Origin of the sequence: Anaerocolumna sp. AGMB13020 (assembly GCF_033100115.1) — a bacterium.
Taxonomy (GTDB): Bacteria; Bacillota; Clostridia; order Lachnospirales; family Lachnospiraceae; genus Anaerocolumna.
The window spans coordinates 491,845-508,763 of record NZ_CP136910.1; the positions used below are offsets into that span (position 1 = coordinate 491,845).

General features: G+C 38.6%; 14 protein-coding genes. 2 read left to right on the forward strand and 12 right to left on the reverse strand.

Going from position 1 to position 16,919, the window contains the following annotated elements:
- Positions 1 to 156: 156 nt before the first annotated feature.
- The 12 genes from manA to R2R35_RS02115 all read right to left on the reverse strand — a co-directional run bounded on the left by manA (position 157) and on the right by R2R35_RS02115 (position 15,372).
- Entirely contained in the window at positions 157 to 1,089 is a 933-nt protein-coding gene (manA, locus tag R2R35_RS02060; protein WP_317732836.1) for a mannose-6-phosphate isomerase, class I, read from the reverse strand.
- Positions 1,090 to 1,430: 341 nt separating this feature from the next.
- On the reverse strand, positions 1,431 to 3,659 hold the full coding sequence (locus R2R35_RS02065; RefSeq protein ID WP_317732837.1) for a YcdB/YcdC domain-containing protein: 2,229 nt from the start codon (positions 3,657 to 3,659) through the stop codon (positions 1,431 to 1,433).
- Positions 3,660 to 3,826: 167 nt separating this feature from the next.
- The gene (locus R2R35_RS02070) at positions 3,827 to 5,065 is read right to left on the reverse strand and encodes a DUF1015 domain-containing protein (RefSeq protein ID WP_317732839.1); all 1,239 of its coding nucleotides are present in this window, start codon (positions 5,063 to 5,065) and stop codon (positions 3,827 to 3,829) included.
- A 184-nt stretch (positions 5,066 to 5,249) separates the two neighbouring features.
- Positions 5,250 to 6,419: a phosphoglycerate dehydrogenase gene (locus R2R35_RS02075; RefSeq protein WP_317732840.1), complete on the reverse strand. Its 1,170-nt coding sequence runs from the start codon at positions 6,417 to 6,419 to the stop codon at positions 5,250 to 5,252.
- A gap of 13 nt (positions 6,420 to 6,432) precedes the next feature.
- On the reverse strand, positions 6,433 to 7,518 hold the full coding sequence (gene serC / locus R2R35_RS02080; RefSeq protein WP_317732841.1) for a 3-phosphoserine/phosphohydroxythreonine transaminase: 1,086 nt from the start codon (positions 7,516 to 7,518) through the stop codon (positions 6,433 to 6,435).
- Between the two features lie 214 nt (positions 7,519 to 7,732).
- Positions 7,733 to 9,418 (reverse strand): biosynthetic-type acetolactate synthase large subunit, encoded by a 1,686-nt coding sequence (ilvB, locus tag R2R35_RS02085; protein WP_317732842.1) that lies wholly within the window; start codon positions 9,416 to 9,418, stop codon positions 7,733 to 7,735.
- Positions 9,419 to 9,484: 66 nt separating this feature from the next.
- A complete protein-coding gene (gene ilvD, locus R2R35_RS02090) occupies positions 9,485 to 11,158 on the reverse strand; it encodes a dihydroxy-acid dehydratase (protein WP_317732843.1) in 1,674 nt (557 codons plus the stop codon).
- Between the two features lie 271 nt (positions 11,159 to 11,429).
- Positions 11,430 to 12,668, reverse strand: a complete 1,239-nt coding sequence (gene pepT, locus R2R35_RS02095) for a peptidase T (protein WP_317732844.1) — start codon at positions 12,666 to 12,668, stop codon at positions 11,430 to 11,432.
- A gap of 197 nt (positions 12,669 to 12,865) precedes the next feature.
- Positions 12,866 to 13,279: an EamA family transporter gene (locus R2R35_RS02100; protein WP_317732845.1), complete on the reverse strand. Its 414-nt coding sequence runs from the start codon at positions 13,277 to 13,279 to the stop codon at positions 12,866 to 12,868.
- Between the two features lie 123 nt (positions 13,280 to 13,402).
- Positions 13,403 to 13,879 (reverse strand): GNAT family N-acetyltransferase, encoded by a 477-nt coding sequence (locus R2R35_RS02105; RefSeq protein WP_317732846.1) that lies wholly within the window; start codon positions 13,877 to 13,879, stop codon positions 13,403 to 13,405.
- A gap of 201 nt (positions 13,880 to 14,080) precedes the next feature.
- Complete coding sequence (locus tag R2R35_RS02110; RefSeq protein ID WP_317732847.1) at positions 14,081 to 14,887, reverse strand: DUF5700 domain-containing putative Zn-dependent protease; 807 nt, start codon at positions 14,885 to 14,887, stop codon at positions 14,081 to 14,083.
- 74 nt (positions 14,888 to 14,961) lie between these two features.
- Positions 14,962 to 15,372: a GNAT family N-acetyltransferase gene (locus R2R35_RS02115; RefSeq protein WP_442872262.1), complete on the reverse strand. Its 411-nt coding sequence runs from the start codon at positions 15,370 to 15,372 to the stop codon at positions 14,962 to 14,964.
- A 237-nt stretch (positions 15,373 to 15,609) separates the two neighbouring features.
- On the opposite strand from R2R35_RS02115, the gene R2R35_RS02120 reads away from it, so the two are divergent.
- Both R2R35_RS02120 and R2R35_RS02125 read left to right on the forward strand, forming a co-directional pair.
- Positions 15,610 to 15,990 carry an SdpI family protein gene (locus R2R35_RS02120; RefSeq protein WP_317732848.1) on the forward strand — a complete coding sequence of 127 codons (381 nt, stop codon included), beginning with the start codon at positions 15,610 to 15,612 and terminating at the stop codon, positions 15,988 to 15,990.
- A gap of 23 nt (positions 15,991 to 16,013) precedes the next feature.
- On the forward strand, positions 16,014 to 16,898 hold the full coding sequence (locus R2R35_RS02125; protein WP_317732849.1) for an EFR1 family ferrodoxin: 885 nt from the start codon (positions 16,014 to 16,016) through the stop codon (positions 16,896 to 16,898).
- Positions 16,899 to 16,919: the final 21 nt, after the last annotated feature.

Genomic DNA, 16,919 nt, shown 5'->3' on the forward strand with positions numbered 1-16,919 from the left:
CTTAATGCGTATAACTGGATTTTTCTTTTGTAATGCTTCTTTCCGTTCCTTAAAGCTGCATAATAATCTTACACAACCTTATAGCTGATTATTTCCTATTAAGTTTTCTATTTTAAAATTTATACTTTACAACTTCTGACGCTTAAAATAGATTGTTTATATGTGCGAAGTAATCAGCTCAATCGTTCCCTGGATTGAATATTCACCATAACCGAAAGGCAGGATAAAATGGTCACCTTTTTTTATGTCTTTACCGTCTATTTTACCTTCACCTTCTATTACGCTGAGTATTGTAAAAGGTTCTGACTGGTTAAAGCTTGTACTGCCATTCACTTTGATTCTGTCCACCGTATAATAATCACACTGAACCAGTTCTTCAATTTCACCATCAGAAAATACTTTTTTCTTTCTTTCCGTATCTTTTAGCTGCTGAGGGCAGGTTATAACATCAATACTTTTGTCAATGTGGAGTTCTCTGGGTTGTCCATTCTGTAATCTGCCGTAATCATACAGTCTGTAGGTAATGTCACTGTTCTGCTGGGTTTCCAGAATCACGGTTCCAGCCTTTATGGCATGCACGGTTCCCGGTTCAATCTGAAAAAAATCACCTTTTTTTATGGGAATAACCCTTATAAGCTCCTCCCAACGGTTATCTCTGATCATCTCTGTCAGCTCGTCCCTGTTCTCAGCATTATGACCAATGACAATTTTACCATCTTCTTCACAATTAAGTATATACCAGCATTCGGTCTTACCCAAAGATCCCTTTTCATACTCTTTGGCATAAGTATCATCCGGGTGCACCTGAATGCTCAAATCCTGTTTCGCATCAATAATCTTTACCAGAAGCGGAAATACCTCTCCAGGCACACTTCCAAAAAGCTCTCGGTGCTGTGCCCACAGACTGCTCAAGGTCATGCCTTTATACTCTCCTGTCTTTACCGTACAATCACCGTTTGTATGGGCGCTGACTGCCCAGCACTCACCTGTATTGTCACTGGGGATATCATAATGAAAATCTGTCCTGAGTCTGTTCCCTCCCCATATCATTTCTTTAAATACTGGTTCTAAAAATAGTATTTCTTTCATAACTGCCTCCTAAAAATAAGTATAAGCCTATGTTTATATTACCACAAATCTGAAGCTTAAAAAAGTGAAAATTCTCTAAAAATATTGATTCCCGCACCAGAATCCATACATATTGCCAGCTTAACTGCGGTTCTTCCTTCCTAAAAGGTGTAAAAACCCTTATTTTACTTGCATTTAATAGTATACCCTTCTTACTTGCTTTGAGAAATCATCTATTTTATTATATTAACAGGGAGTGTGTTAGCAGAAAATCATTCTTTGCATTATAACCTGGAATAGCAAAAAAGCCGGACTTATACGGCGAACCTCATAGGGGTTTCCGTATAAATCCGGCAATTATTTTATTCCATAGAGTTTAACATTGCTACTACCAGATCCGCTGCATCCTGACGAGTAAGTGAGTCGCCGGGGCGAAGCTTATTATCAGAACCAGGCAGTAAGATCTTTAGACCGTAAGCTATTGCTGCATAACCCATATCAGACTGGCTGATAGAAGCCTGATCGGATATGTTTACGGAATAAATACCGGGAATTGCTGCTGCTTTTTCAAGCCCCAGAAGCTGAACTGCAAATTTAGCTGCATTCAATCTGCTTACTGTACTTCCGGTAAGTTTATATTTTGAAGAGTTATAGTAGAAATTAGCTTTCTCGATAAAGTTTATTAGCTCCTCCGCAGTAATTGCCTGGGTAGGTTTATAAAGTCCGCCGTCAAACCCAATCCCCATGTTGGCAAGAAGCTTAATATTTCTTGCAGAAGAATTCCCATCTATATCAGTATAAGTGTAAAGCCCTGTAGGTTTTACATATTCTTTCCCTTCATAGTCAAGCTGTTTTCCTGTAAAAGGTGAAAAATATTCAGGTGTAATATCGGTACGGTATACAAGTCGTACAGAAGGTGTCTGAGTGTAAACAGCATCTGAGGCAGTTGTATTTTTAGCAGTGGAGATACTATTCTCATAATACACTTCGTAAATCAGCCTGTAACCCTCATTTGCAATATAGTTGGTAAAAGCCTTATCAGCCGAGATAATATTCTTAGGCGCTTCAAAGGTTATATTCTTATCCCAGTTATAACCAAAGGAGTATACTTTTCCAGTTACACCATCAACTGCTCCATTAATATTATTGGCAGCATAGGCAATTCCTTCATTTACTCTCTGATAATTATAGCTGTATCCGCCATATACAGGTTTACTATCTTTGTAAGCTATAACATAATCCTCGGAACTTCCGGTATATTCCGTATTCTTAAAATAATCCGGAACCTGCTCTTTTATAAAGCTCTCAAGAGTAGCCTTCCCTTGTTTCTGTGTATATTTAACATTAACGCTTTCCCATTGTTCTTTAGCGGAGCTGTAATAATTCTTCGTACTGGAATGATAAGAAATGATCTTTCCGGTCTTGGCATCTACAACAGCATAAGCATATGCCCGGTAAGTATCCTTTGAACCCTCTTTCGCTTCTCTGGGATCAGCGAAATTAATATTCCATACATAGGAGGCATCACTGCTGTCACTATTACGTTTATACAGATTAGCGTTAACTGATGTCATATTCTTATCGAAAAGCAGCTTCGTATTATTCTTAACAGCATTAATTGCATTTGTTTTGGTAATAAGTCCTTTGATACTGTCAATTTCATTTATTTCTTCAGGAGTGAAACCTGAACTGGCATCTTTTGCAGAAGTTTCTGCTGTGGCTTGATTTAAACTGTCAGAAAGCCATTGGTTCTGCGTCGTATAGACCTTGCCGGATACTGCATCTACTGCGATATAGGAATTGTCGGGGCTATATACCAAAAAGGCTTTAACACTGCTGCTTTTACCGTCTGCATTCTTTACATAAGCACTTTGATAAGATAATGTCATTTTTATATTCTTACCAATTTTTGCTGCTGCATCTTCCTTTGTGATTTTAACAGTCGAGCCGGGAATAGAAACATCATACAGCCAGTTGACAGAATAATTTGTTACTTCACCTGTCTGGTAGTTAACGGCTACGCTAACTGTGTTATCCGGCATAGGAATGCCATTTTCAACTCTTTGATACTCATAGGTATATGTGCCATCATAAGAAGAAGCAGATGAGGTTTCTGTATATTGAAGCTTACCTGCTATATCAGAAGCAATTGACTTGATAAATGTATCTGCTTTCGTCTTCAATTCTTCCTGAAGATAAACTGGTTTATAGGATTTATCCGTATTAAAAGAATAATTCGAGATCCGTCCTTTTGAGTCACAGTTTACATTGATGGTTTTACTGCCGTCCTTATTAGACCAAGACAGATTCCAAACATATGAATTCCCACTTCCTGAGTAATAATTATAGGAAAAGTTTGATAACTCTGAGGGAACGGTTATTTTGCTTTTTACAGCTGTTATCATCTTCTCAAGTTCTGCAGAAGATGCAGTTGCTTCCGTGTCAACACCTGCTGCTGCCTTAGTGGCTATCATTTCAATCGTATTATTAGAAGCCAGAGAGCTGGCATCTGCCTTTAAAAAGGGTGTCGGAAGTGTACTAACAATAAGGGCACTGGTTAAGATTACAGTCCCTATTTTTTTTGATATCATAAAAATTCCTCCTTTACTATAATCTCTTTCAATTTCCTTGTTCAACCATTAGACGATGTAAATAATGGTATGGTTCCATTATTTTTCTAAATAATGAAATATTTTTTTTGATCTTTTCATTTTTTATATTTAAGGAGTAATTGATACCAAATATGTCTTTTCTACCGTTATATCTGGTGTATAAATAATCCGCTTCTGAGCTTAGGCTCAAACCAGGTTGACTTAGGCGGCATTAACGCTCCAGCATCGGAAACGGCCATTAATTCCTTGATTCCTGTAGGATACAGTGAAAATGCAACCCTCATATCCTCTGATGCTCTTCTCTCTAACTCAGCAAGTCCTCTGATTCCTCCAACGAAGTCTATTCTTTTATCACTTCGGGGATCATTTATACCCAGTATATTTTCAAGCAGGTTTTCCTGCAGTAAAGATACGTCCAGACCTGCAACGGGTTCATCATCTTTTCGATATTCATTTTTAATGACCAGCCTATACCATTTATTTTCCAGATACATTCCATATTCACCTTTTTCTTTTGGTGCATATGCTTTACTGCCCAGCTCCTCAAGTTTGAAATATTCCGCTGTCTTTTTAAGAAATTCCTCTTCTGTATGGCCATTTAAGTCCTTTACCACCCTGTTATATGGCATAATAAGAAGTTCTTCTGCCGGAAAAAGTACAGACAAAAAGAAATTAAATTCTTCTTTTCCGGTATATTCCGGTTGTTCCTCTCTTCTTTTTAAACCTACTTTTACAGCAGAAGCTGCTCTATGATGGCCATCAGCAATATAAACAGCCGGTATCTGTTCAAATTCTTCTTTTATATTGTTTACAGCTGCCTCTTCATCCAGTTTCCAGATATTATGGGTGATACCGTCATCTGTAGTAAAACCATAGAGTTTATCTTCCAGCTTTTTGCTGTTAATAAGTTCTTTCACTCTTTCAGATTTGCGGTAAGTCAGAAAAATAGGACCTGTCTGAGCATTGCATCTGTCAATATGATTTATTCTGTCAAGTTCCTTATCCGTTCTGGTATTCTCATGACGTTTTATTACACCATTCACATAATCATCAACTGAAGCACAAGCTACAAGCCCTGTCTGGCTTCTTCCCTCCATAATAAGCTCATAGATATAGAAACATTCCTTTTCCTCTGAAACAAATTCACCGTTTGTCAGCATTTCTTCCAGTAAATTCTTTGCTTTTTCATACACAGCAGTATCATAAGTGGAAACATGATCCGGAAAATTTGTTTCTGCCCTGTCTATTCTAAGAAAAGAATGAGGTTCTTTTGCAATTTCCACTTTGGCCTCCTCACGGTTATAAACATCATAAGGCAGCGCAGCTATTTTTTCAGCCAGATCTCTCCTAGGTCTGACTGCTTTAAATGATTTTATCCTAGCCATAGATTTTACCTCCCAGTAATAAAATATAAGTATTTTATGTTTATTTTTCATCAAGATACCTATTAATAAAAATTGCCTTTTATAATAGCCCTGAAACGTTTCATTCCTGTTCAAAAAAGGCTAATACCAGAAGTATCTTGATATCCTCTGGCATTAACCTACCTGTCAACTATTCTTTAGAGTATTAAGACAAGGTTCTTACCTTTAATACTCCGTCTATCCTTTGAAGTTTATCTGTAAATCCATTTTCAATGGTACCTTCAATATCAATAACCGTATAGGCATAATCACCTTTACTTTTGTTAATAAGGTTGGAGATATTGATATTTTCAGCTGAAAATACTCCTGTAAACTGTGAAAGCATATTGGGAATATTCTTATGATTAATTGTAACCCTGGTTCCTCCGGCAAAGGTCCCGGCATCACAATCCGGATAATTTACGGAGTTTTTGATAATACCGTGTTCCATATAATCTTTGATCTGTTTAACAGCCATCACCGCACAGTTATCCTCTGACTCTTCCGTGGAGGCACCCAGATGAGGAATAGCAATTACGCCTTCCATCCCTGCTGTCTTGTCATTGGGGAAGTCTGTTACATAGGAGGATACCTTGCCGGATTTTAAGGCTTCTTCCATATCCTCATCATTTACCAGCAGATCTCTTGCGAAGTTAAGGATTACCACGCCATCCTTGCATTTTGACAGAGTTTCCTTGTGAATCATTTTCTTTGTATCCTCTATTAAAGGCACATGAAGTGTGATATAATCGCATTCTTTGTAGATATCTTCTTTGGATTTCACTGCAATGATATCTCTGGATAAATTCCAGGCATGTTCAACTGATATATAAGGGTCACATCCATATACCTGCATCCCTAAACGATTCGCCGCATTGGCAACCAGTACTCCGATAGCTCCTAATCCGATAACACCAAGCTTCTTACCCTGGATTTCTTTCCCTGCAAACTTTGCTTTGCCTTTCTCCACCAGTTTTGCAACATCCTGCTCCTCTTTGATGGTCTGTACCCAGTTGATACCACCCACGATATTTCTGGAAGCCAGCATAAGTCCTGCAATAACTAGTTCCTTAACACCGTTTGCATTTGCTCCCGGTGTATTAAATACTACAATACCATCAGCCGCACATTTATCAAGAGGAATATTATTAACACCTGCTCCGGCTCTGGCAATGGCTTTGATACCTTCTGGAAGTTCCAGCTCATGCATGGAAGCGCTTCTTACAAGAACAGCATCTGCCGCGTCCAGACTGTCCTCTTTCTTGTACTCCTCTGTAAAAAGGTTAAGTCCAATAGAAGCTATGGGGTTGAGGCAATTATATTTAAATTTTGACATAAGCACTCCTTTTTTATTTTAGATTTCTCGCTTCAAAATCCTTCATGAATTCAACCAGTTTCTGAACACCTTCAATCGGCATTGCATTATAGATACTTGCACGCATACCGCCTACGCTTCTGTGTCCTTTTAAGTTCTCAAAGCCAGCTGCTTTTGCTTCCTTTACGAATTTGGCATCCAGTTCTTCATCTCCGGTAACAAAAGGAACATTCATAAGAGAGCGGTCTTCTTTTACAACGGTGCCCTTAAAGAGTTTGCTCTCATCCAGGTAATCATATAGCACTGCTGCTTTCTTTTCATTCAGTTCTTTCATTGATTCCAGGCCTCCAAGCTTTTTGAGCCATTTGAAGACTTTGCCGCAGATATAGATTCCGTAAGCAGGCGGTGTGTTATATAATGATTCATTGTCTGCATGAATCTTATATTTTAACATAGTAGGTGTACCGGGAAGGGTATCCTCCGTTATTAAATCTTCTCTGATAATAACGATAACAACACCTGCAGGTCCCACGTTCTTCTGCACGCCGCCGTAAATTACACCATATTTCGAAACATCCACAGGCTCTGACAGGAAACAGGAGGATACGTCAGCAACCAGGGGTTTTCCTTTGGTATTCGGAAGTGTCTTGAACTTGGTTCCGTAGATGGTATTATTCTCACATATGTAGACATAGTCTGCATCTTCACTGACAGGAAGATCTGTGCAATCAGGAATATAAGAGAAAGTCTTATCCTCAGAGGATGCTATCTTATTAGCAGTTCCGTAAATCTTAGCCTCCTGGAAGGCTTTCTTAGCCCACTGTCCGGTAACAATGTAGTCAGCAACTTTGTTCTTCATTAAGTTCATGGGAATCATCGCAAACTGCTGTGAGGCACCACCTTGTAAGAACAGCACCTTATAATTATCCGGGATGTTCATAAGTTCCCTAAGGTCTGCTTCTGCCTCATGTATTATTGTCTCATAGGGTTTGGATCTATGACTCATCTCCATAACCGACATTCCGGTTCCTCTGTAGTCTAACATCTCTTCTGCTGCTTCTCTTAGTACTTCCTCCGGTAACACCGCAGGGCCTGCTGAAAAATTATAAACTCTTGCCACTTAAATATCCTCCTTATATGTTCAGTCAGAGCACGGAAATTGAGCTCCTTTGCTCTGCCAGATTTACGCTTGACCACTTTAATCCATTACATTATAAAACTTAGTTAAATTATAGTCAATATATTATTAAAAAACAGATATTCCCAAATAATGTTACAACATATGAATGACATATAAGTTGAATGATTTAATCTTCGGAAATATCTGTTTTTGCTTATTTATTATTTGCTTTTAAGTCTTCTTCAGTAAAGACTTCTTCTATTGCTGCTCCCGGTGCAACCATGGGCCATACTTTGTCATCACTTTCAATAATACAGTCTATTACAACCGGAATATTCAGAGAAATTGCTTCCCTTATCACTCCTTCTATTTCTTCTTTTTTGCTAACCCGATAAGCCTTCGCTCCCATAGCTTCAGCCAGCTTCACAAAGTCCACGCTATCAGATAAGGTTGTGTAGGAATATCTTTCTCCATAGAACAGCGACTGCCATTGTCTAACCATTCCCAATACATGATTATTAAATATAACCTGAATGATAGGGATATTGTATCTGGTAGCCGTTGCAATTTCATTCATATTCATACGGAAACATCCATCACCGGCAATATTAAATACTGCTTTATCCGGATTGGCTACTTTGGCACCAATACAGGCGCCAAGACCGTAGCCCATGGTTCCAAGACCACCTGAGGTGATAAAAGTTCTTGGATTCTTATATTTAAAATACTGGGCTGACCACATCTGATGCTGGCCTACCTCTGTCGTAATAATTGCATCTCCGCCTGTTATCTCATATAATTTTTCGAGAATATAAGGACCAGTGAGTCCGCTTTCACGATATTTTAAAGGATACTTTTCCTTCATGGCAAGTACATGTTCCATCCACTCTTCATGCTTCTGATCAGAAAGTTTCTCATTAAGAGCCGTTAATACTTCTTTGATATCACCTATCAGAGCATGATGAACAAGTACATTTTTATTGATTTCTGCGGCATCAATATCAATTTGTAGTATTTTTGCATTTCGTGCAAAACGTGCTGTATTACCGGTTACTCTGTCGCTGAATCTGGAACCGATGGTTATTAAAAGATCACACTCCGTCACACTTAAATTAGCTGTCTTTGTGCCATGCATGCCAAGCATTCCAGTATAATAAGGGTCATCTCCGCTAAAGGCACCTTTTCCCATTAAAGTGTCCGTGACCGGAGCATCTGTCTTTCTTACCAGTTCCCTTACTTCTTCATAGGCGTCAGATATTACAGCTCCACCGCCTACAAAGATTACAGGTCGTTTGGAATTTTCAATAAGCTCCAGGGCTCCTTCAATATCTTCGGTGGTAAAGGTATTATTGATCCGCTCTATAACAGGTGGTTCTACTCTTAAATATTCTGCTTTATTAGCAGTAACATCCTTAGCGATGTCCACCAGGACAGGTCCCGGCCTTCCGGTCTGTGCAATTAAAAATGCTTTCCTTAAGGTATCTGCAAGCTGGGTTACATCCTTTACGATAAAGTTATGTTTGGTTACCGGCATGGTAATACCCGCAATATCAACTTCCTGGAAACTATCCTTACCAAGAAGATTAACGGCTACGTTTCCAGTAATTGCAACCATTGGTACTGAATCCATATATGCTGTTGCGATACCGGTAACCAGATTCGTGGCTCCAGGTCCGCTGGTAGCTAAGCATACACCTACTTTTCCAGTGGATCTTGCATAACCGTCAGCTGCATGGGAGGCTCCCTGCTCATGGGAGGTTAATATATGCCGTATTTCATCCTGATGTCTGTATAATTCATCGTAGATATTTAAAACAGCTCCTCCGGGGTACCCGAATATAGTATCCACTCCCTGCTCCTTTAAACATTCTACTAATATCTGTGATCCTGTTAACTGCATTCTACACCTCTCTATTTTAGCCTAATCGTGATCTTCCAAGTAAATGGTGCTTGTTCTTGTTCTTACTTAGAATTTACCCGGTACCTCTAATATAGCGCCTCTGCTGGCTGAAGTTACCATAGCAGTATATCTTGCCAGATAACCTGAGGTTACTTTGGGCGCTTTCGGCTGCCATTTTTCTCTTCGTTTATTAAGTTCTTCTTCAGAAACTGCAACATTTAAAACATTGGCGGTAATATCTATCTGAATAATATCACCCTCTTCAATTAGAGCAATATTTCCGCCTACCGCTGCTTCAGGGCAAACATGTCCGATACTTGCACCTCTGGAAGCGCCGGAAAATCTTCCGTCGGTAATCAGAGCTACACTGGAGCCAAGTCCCATGCCCATAATAGCAGAGGTTGGATTAAGCATCTCTCTCATACCCGGGCCGCCTTTTGGACCTTCGTAACGAATAACCACTACATCTCCGGGATTGATCTTACCGCCTTTAATTGCAACGATAGCATCGTCTTCACAATCGAATACTCTTGCTGGTCCTTCATGCTGAAGCATCTCAGGAGCTACAGCGGAACGTTTTACTACTGCGGAATCGGTAGCCAGATTACCTTTTAGGACAGCAATTCCACCTGTTTCACTATATGGATTATCGATGCTTCTTATAACCTCTGTATCCAGGTTTATACAGTGTTCTATATTTTCTCCTACTGTTTTGCCGGTTACTGTAATCAGATCGGTATACAGCAGGTCTTTCTTATTTAATTCATTCATTACAGCGTATACACCGCCAGCTTCATTCAGATCCTCCATATATATATGACCTGCAGGTGCCAGATGGCATAAATTCGGTGTCTTTGCACTGACTTCATTGGCAAGTTCAAGATTTAAATCCACTCCTGCCTCATGTGCTATGGCAGGTAAATGAAGCATACTGTTGGTAGAACAGCCAAGTGCCATATCCACTGTCAAAGCGTTTAAAAATGCTTCCTTCACCATAATGTCTTTGGGTCTGATATTCTTCTCCAGGAGTTCCATAATCTTCATACCTGCCTGTTTCGCAAGACGAATCCTTTCAGAATACACTGCTGGTATCGTACCGTTTCCTTTTAAGCCCATGCCAAGTACTTCTGTTAGGCAATTCATACTGTTTGCCGTATACATACCGGAACAGGAACCTGCTGTAGGACACACTTTGCAGGCATATTCCTCTACATCCTCTTCTGAAATCTTTCCTGCGCTGTAAGCTCCAACCGCTTCAAACATACTGGAAAGACTAGTCTTCTCACCCTTGACTCTGCCTGCAAGCATAGGACCGCCGCTTACGAAAATAGTTGGGATATTGACTCTGGCAGCTGCCATTAAAAGTCCCGGTACATTCTTATCACAGTTTGGTACCATTACAAGAGCATCGAAAGCATGTGCCATTGCCATGGCTTCGGTGGAGTCAGCTATTAAATCTCTGGTAACAAGGGAATATCTCATTCCAGTATGTCCCATGGAAATTCCGTCGCAAACAGCAATTGCCGGAAACACGATAGGGGTACCACCAGCCATTGCAACTCCCATCTTAACTGCATCCACAATCTTGTCCAGATTCATATGGCCCGGTACAATCTCATTGTAAGAGCTGACAATACCAATAAGAGGTCTGCTTAGTTCTTCCTTGGTAATGCCTAAGGCATTAAAAAGCGATCTATGGGGTGCTTGTTGTATTCCTGTTTTCACTGAGTCACTGTTCATAGCAATACCACCTTTTCTTTAATTTGACGCTGTAATGTATAAAATTACGGTGTTTCCGTATATAATAACTTAATTTAAATAAAAAATCAATACATAAATCTTTAATAAGATAACTTTAGGCAGGGGTTCAGTTAACAATATAATATGCCCCAACATTACAAAACTGCCGGAGCCTGCATATTTCCTATATACAGCCACAAAAAAGAAGTATTCACCAAAAGGTATCAGAGCCACCCTTGGTAAATACTTCGTAATGTTTGAGTTTATTCAATTATTTTGAATTTTCCTGTGTTGCATATATTTCCACAATTTTTAATAAAATTTCAACAACTTTCTCCATGGATTGTACCGGTATATATTCGTACCTGCCGTGGAAGTTGCTGCCACCGGTGCAGATATTGGGGCAAGGCAGACCCATATAGGATAATCTTGCACCATCTGTACCTCCACGGATGGGAACAACAATAGGTGTAACCCCTAATTCTTCCATAGCACGTCTTGCATTATCGATTAAATGCATATGGGGTTCAACCTTTTCTTTCATATTATAATAGGAATCCTTTACCTCAACGTTAAAAGTTCCGGCTCCATACTTGTCATTAAGGTATTCCCCAATTTTTATAAATCTGGCTTTCTTGGCCTCGAACTGTGCTTTGTCATGATCACGTATAATATAAACAGCCCTTGCAGAGTCTACGGTTCCCTCCAGTGCATTTAACATATAAAAGCCCTCATAATTTTCTGTATGCATGGGGTCTTCATGAGCAGGCAGCATGTTCTGAAATTCCATTGCAAGGAGCAGGGCATTTACCATTTTATTTTTAGCGGAACCCGGATGAATACTCTTGCCTTGAATCTGTAATTTCCCGGAGGCTGCATTGAAGTTCTCATACTCGATTTCACCTAACTCACCACCGTCAACAGTATAAGCAAAATCTGCACCAAAACCTTCCACATCAAAGAAGTCTACCCCTCTTCCTACTTCTTCGTCCGGTGTAAAACCAATCTGAATGGTTCCATGCTCTATTTCAGGATGTGTCAGAAGCGTTTCGGCAAGCGTCATGATTTCTGCCACCCCGGCTTTGTCATCGGCTCCTAAGAGAGTGGTTCCGTCCGTTACGATTAAGTCTTTTCCCTTGGAAAGAGTTAAGCTGGGATAGTCAATTGGGCTCATCTTTATGTTCAGGTCTTTGTTCAGTACGATTTCACCACCGTCATAATTCTTGATAATCTGGGGTTTGACATCCTTTCCGCTGATTGCATTGGAGGTATCCATATGAGATACAAAACCAATTACGGGAAGCTTTTTACTTGTATTAGCCGGTATGGTGGCATACACATAGCAATTATCGGACAATCTTACATTGGACGCTCCGATTTCCTTTAATTCCTTTACGAGGATATCTGCCAGATTTCTTTGTTTCTCTGTACTGGGTACAGCTTCTACATCATCCTGGGATTGGGTATCTACTTTTACATATTCTAAAAATCTGTCAATTACATTTTTCATGCTTTACACCTTTGTATATCACAGTCAGACTGTGATACTGCCGCAGACTTTATTATACAGAATGATTCCTCTGTAGGCGGCAACCTTTCTTCTATTTTTTACATAAGAGCTTTTGATTCCGATACGTTTTTGCTGCTATAGCTCTGTTTGCAGGACAGAACCTAATGCTAATATATACTTGCACTTACCTGTACACCTCATAAAACTAATACAAGCATCCCAATGGTAATAATTATACCGCCTAAAATGGTTTTGGCATTGAGAGGTTCACCGAGAAATAGAAATGCTAGAATCATAGTTATAACAACGCTGAATTTGTCAATCGGGACAACTTTGGAAGCATCTCCTATTTGCAGTGCTTTGAAATAGCATAACCAAGAAAGCCCAGTTGCTATACCGGATAAGATCAAAAAAATCCAACTCTTTTGTGTTATGTCCGGTATGTCTTTGTATTTACCTGTGAGAAAAACTATAAGCCAAGCCATGAATAGTACAACAATGGTTCTAATCGCAGTACCTACATTGGAATTCACGTTTTTCATACCGGTTTTCGCAAGGATTGAGGTTAATGCTGCAAAAAATGCTGACAATAATGCGTAAAAAATCCACATTTTACTATCTCTCCCTTCTCTGTTCTATTGTATACAAAAGAATTAAAATACTCAAGTATTATTTTGATTGTAAAATATCCGCACAGTGTTTTTTAGTCTTCTTTACTCAAATGCCATTTTCAGTCATTTGAGCACCAGTTCAAACTCAATTTCATGTTTTATCGGAATCCCTTCAAAACCATTTTGAGGAATCTGTGGTTTTAGTTCTCTTGATTTTTCAATTGCATTATGATACATGGCCGCAAAATCAAATCCTCGCTTTTGATAAAATCGCATAGCTGACGTATTATCATTTGTTGTTATCAAAAAAATTCTCCTGCAATTGTTAACTTTGGCATCATTTATAACAGTGTTAAGCAAAGAAGTACCAACCCCTCGGTTTTCTTTGAAACTGTCAAGGGAAATAACTTCACATTCCAAATTATAAATATAATATGTTATTATACCTATAAGAGAATCCTTCTCCATGGCTACATAACCATCCAGCTCGTCAGTATTATGAATCTTACCTCGGGTTATAATGATTGAACTGCCCCAAGTTTCAGTTATCGCAGCTGTTACAGCTTTACGTAATCCTTTATCTATTTTTATAAGTTCCATACATATCTCCTGTTCTCTGAATAGGATGTGTCTAAAACGGCTTGTACCGGAGGTTCCACTTTGTGGAAGCCAATTTACGAAAAACAGCAAGATGCGATTTTGGGCCGGTAGGGATATATTCCAAAAAATACAACGCAAATACTGCAAAGGGAGCCTTCCAGAAGGTACAATGAGTTTCAGATACACCTGACTTCAAATATTTTACTTTACCGCTTTAGTAGAGAAGCCGGCATATCCTTCTCTAAATACTGTCCTTAAACCTTGTATCCCATTTTTTTGCCAGCATTCCACTAAATAGAACATTCCGCTCATGCAGGCAAATTTATCATAGTAATTGCCATAAATAGCATCCTGCAGATATTTTTCCTGTTCATGTTTATCTGTTGCTTTAAGTGCTTCTTTCATTTTAACTTTGGCTGCTTCTTTCACCTTATTCCATCGCTCCTCTTTCCAGTTAATGGAACTGATATCTTTATCTTCAAAAGAAACCAAATGAGCAAAACCTTCATGAAAAGTATTAGCATCAAGATTAGTAAGGTAACAATCACTGAACGTATCGTAATCTATACCGGTAACAGTTTCACCAATACAAATATGACACAATTCATGGGTTAATAAATTATGTATAACGGACCTCATATCACAATGTTCCTCGTATTTCACCCATAAACCAAGGTCCAGAATAACATGGTTACACCCGTCGGGAGCTTTTAGCACTGTTGCATCATTAGGCTCAGGAAACCCTACGATAAGATTAACCGTTACCTCACCGATTATACACTTCCACTCCGGAAAAATCGCTTCCCAAATGTTTAAATTACGGGGAATAAAACTCTCTACGATTTCTTTGATTTTCGAATAAATTCTACTTACAGCCTCAATATGTTCCTTTTCGTAGGATGGATTCTGAAAACAATATCCTTCTTTTACGAAGTACCAGTTGTCAGAGAAAACATCGACTGATTTCCCTTCAATATATGCTTGCACTATTGCTGATTCTAATCTCATTTTGTCCCTCTCTTGCTTATCCAAATTATTTCTTGATTTCCTGTATCAATTTTTAATTAAGCCAGTTTTGTATTTCAATCCCTCTTCTTTATTAAACCGAATTTCACTCTGTCCAATTGATAATAAGATAATATTGCATCATCATAAAGATGATCAAACCCCAGTTTCTCCAACACATGCTTACTTCTATAATTCCTATGTACTGCATCGGCATAAATCGTCCTAAGGTTCAATACCTCAAAACCGTATGCAAGGATAAGCCTTTCTGCTTCAGAACCATACCCTTTGTTTTTAACTTTATCCTCAGACATGACAATACTTAGGGTCGCACAGTCATTTATAGTATCAATACGTTTTAACTGGATTTCGCCAATTACAACATCATCACAGACAATAGCAAAAAATATCCTGGAAGCATCCAGTACCTTCAGTTCATAATACTGATCTACTTTTTCTTCGTGATAGACATATTTTGTCTCTGTCATCATAGGATCAGAAATGTATTTCCTATGGAATTCATGATATAAATTATCTTTCCGAACTCATATTAATTATAGCTATTTCCATGTAATATTTCTATAAAGTAATATTTGAACCAGCTCAATCATTCTTTGAGTGGCTTTTTTTTACCTCTGTCAAATTATTGTAGTATACTGTATAATAATATAGACTTCTTTATTTTCATATTTCATTCAAATTATTATCAAAAGGAGGAATTCGTTATGTTATTTATCTTTTTAAGCATTTGGATTTTCATTGCTCTTCCTCTACTCATGGCATTCGTATGCATTTCCATGAACAGTTCAATACGGGATAATCGTAATAAAAGTGCTGGTTACAGAACCAAAGCTTCTTTAAAATCCCAGAGTAACTGGAATATGGCTAACACAACCTTTGGTTATTGCTCCTTTCTTATTGCCCTCTTAGAGATAATAACTCTTATTCTGACCTATAAGGTACTTATTCCAAGAAACCTAATAGATTCCGGAGTCCAGAGTTTATATATTAATTCTTTCGTTTTTATATTAAGTATTTCAGGCTCTATCATTTTTACCGAACTTAAGTTAAAAAAATATATAAAAGCTGATTCGGAACAACATTAATATGTCTGTTATGGAGGAATCTTATGGATATTATGAAACCCATTCATATTGCTTACTTTAGTGGAACTGGCGGTACCGCACTGGCTGTTGAAACTTTAAAAAATACTTTCCTTCGCAAAGGGCTGAAAGTAGAAACGACAGATGTCAGTAAAAATCTGTTCAAGGAAATGAAAGATGATTTTCTAATAATTATCTACCCTGTATACGCCTTTAATGCCCCAAAACCTATGGAGCAATGGCTTGATTGTATACCTCTGGTACATAAATCGTCCCCTGCTGCTGTTATTTCCGTATCCGGAGGTGGTGAAATATCTCCCAATACTTCCTGCCGTATGAGGGTGATTAAAATGTTAGAGCAAAAAAATTATGAGGTTCGTTATGAATCTATGATTGTCATGCCCAGCAACTTTGCAATTGCATATGAAGAGGTTGTTAATGCTATGTTGTTAAGGGCATTACCCTTAAAGGTGACGGAAATTGTAAATGAAATACTTTCGGGTAAACCCTGCCGTAAGAATCCACTGGTAATCGATCGCATATTTTCACGTTTAGGGTTATTCGAAAGATTATTTTCCGGTAAAATCTTTGGCAGAAACCTTAAAGCAACCGATGGTTGTACCGGTTGTTCCTGGTGCAGCAAAGAATGCCCAACAAGGAATATCAGTATGTCAGATAAGAAGCCCGTTTTTCATGATAAATGTGTTCTCTGTATGCGTTGTGTCTATGGTTGTCCCCATAACGCAATTACTCCTGGAATCGGTAAATTTCTCGTCTTAAAGAACGGATATAATCTGAAAAAGACTTCTGCCCATACTGCCCATCTAAAAGTATTTCCACCGGTAAAAAACATGACAAAAGGAATCTTATTAACGGGTGTACGAAAATATCTTGAAAAATATTATTTATAATTCAGAATTTCCATATGTATC

What these genes read in the sequence shown, in the direction of transcription:
- manA (WP_317732836.1), bottom strand. Translation starts at nt 1,089, where the DNA reads ATGAAAGAAATACTATTTTTAGAACCAGTATTTAAAGAAATGATATGG.
- R2R35_RS02065 (WP_317732837.1), bottom strand. Translation starts at nt 3,659, where the DNA reads ATGATATCAAAAAAAATAGGGACTGTAATCTTAACCAGTGCCCTTATT.
- R2R35_RS02070 (WP_317732839.1), bottom strand. Translation starts at nt 5,065, where the DNA reads ATGGCTAGGATAAAATCATTTAAAGCAGTCAGACCTAGGAGAGATCTG.
- R2R35_RS02075 (WP_317732840.1), bottom strand. Translation starts at nt 6,419, where the DNA reads ATGTCAAAATTTAAATATAATTGCCTCAACCCCATAGCTTCTATTGGA.
- ilvB (WP_317732842.1), bottom strand. Translation starts at nt 9,418, where the DNA reads ATGCAGTTAACAGGATCACAGATATTAGTAGAATGTTTAAAGGAGCAG.
- ilvD (WP_317732843.1), bottom strand. Translation starts at nt 11,158, where the DNA reads ATGAACAGTGACTCAGTGAAAACAGGAATACAACAAGCACCCCATAGA.
- pepT (WP_317732844.1), bottom strand. Translation starts at nt 12,668, where the DNA reads ATGAAAAATGTAATTGACAGATTTTTAGAATATGTAAAAGTAGATACC.
- R2R35_RS02100 (WP_317732845.1), bottom strand. Translation starts at nt 13,279, where the DNA reads ATGTGGATTTTTTACGCATTATTGTCAGCATTTTTTGCAGCATTAACC.
- R2R35_RS02105 (WP_317732846.1), bottom strand. Translation starts at nt 13,879, where the DNA reads ATGGAACTTATAAAAATAGATAAAGGATTACGTAAAGCTGTAACAGCT.
- R2R35_RS02110 (WP_317732847.1), bottom strand. Translation starts at nt 14,887, where the DNA reads ATGAGATTAGAATCAGCAATAGTGCAAGCATATATTGAAGGGAAATCA.
- R2R35_RS02115 (WP_442872262.1), bottom strand. Translation starts at nt 15,372, where the DNA reads ATGACAGAGACAAAATATGTCTATCACGAAGAAAAAGTAGATCAGTAT.
- R2R35_RS02120 (WP_317732848.1), top strand. Translation starts at nt 15,610, where the DNA reads ATGTTATTTATCTTTTTAAGCATTTGGATTTTCATTGCTCTTCCTCTA.
- R2R35_RS02125 (WP_317732849.1), top strand. Translation starts at nt 16,014, where the DNA reads ATGGATATTATGAAACCCATTCATATTGCTTACTTTAGTGGAACTGGC.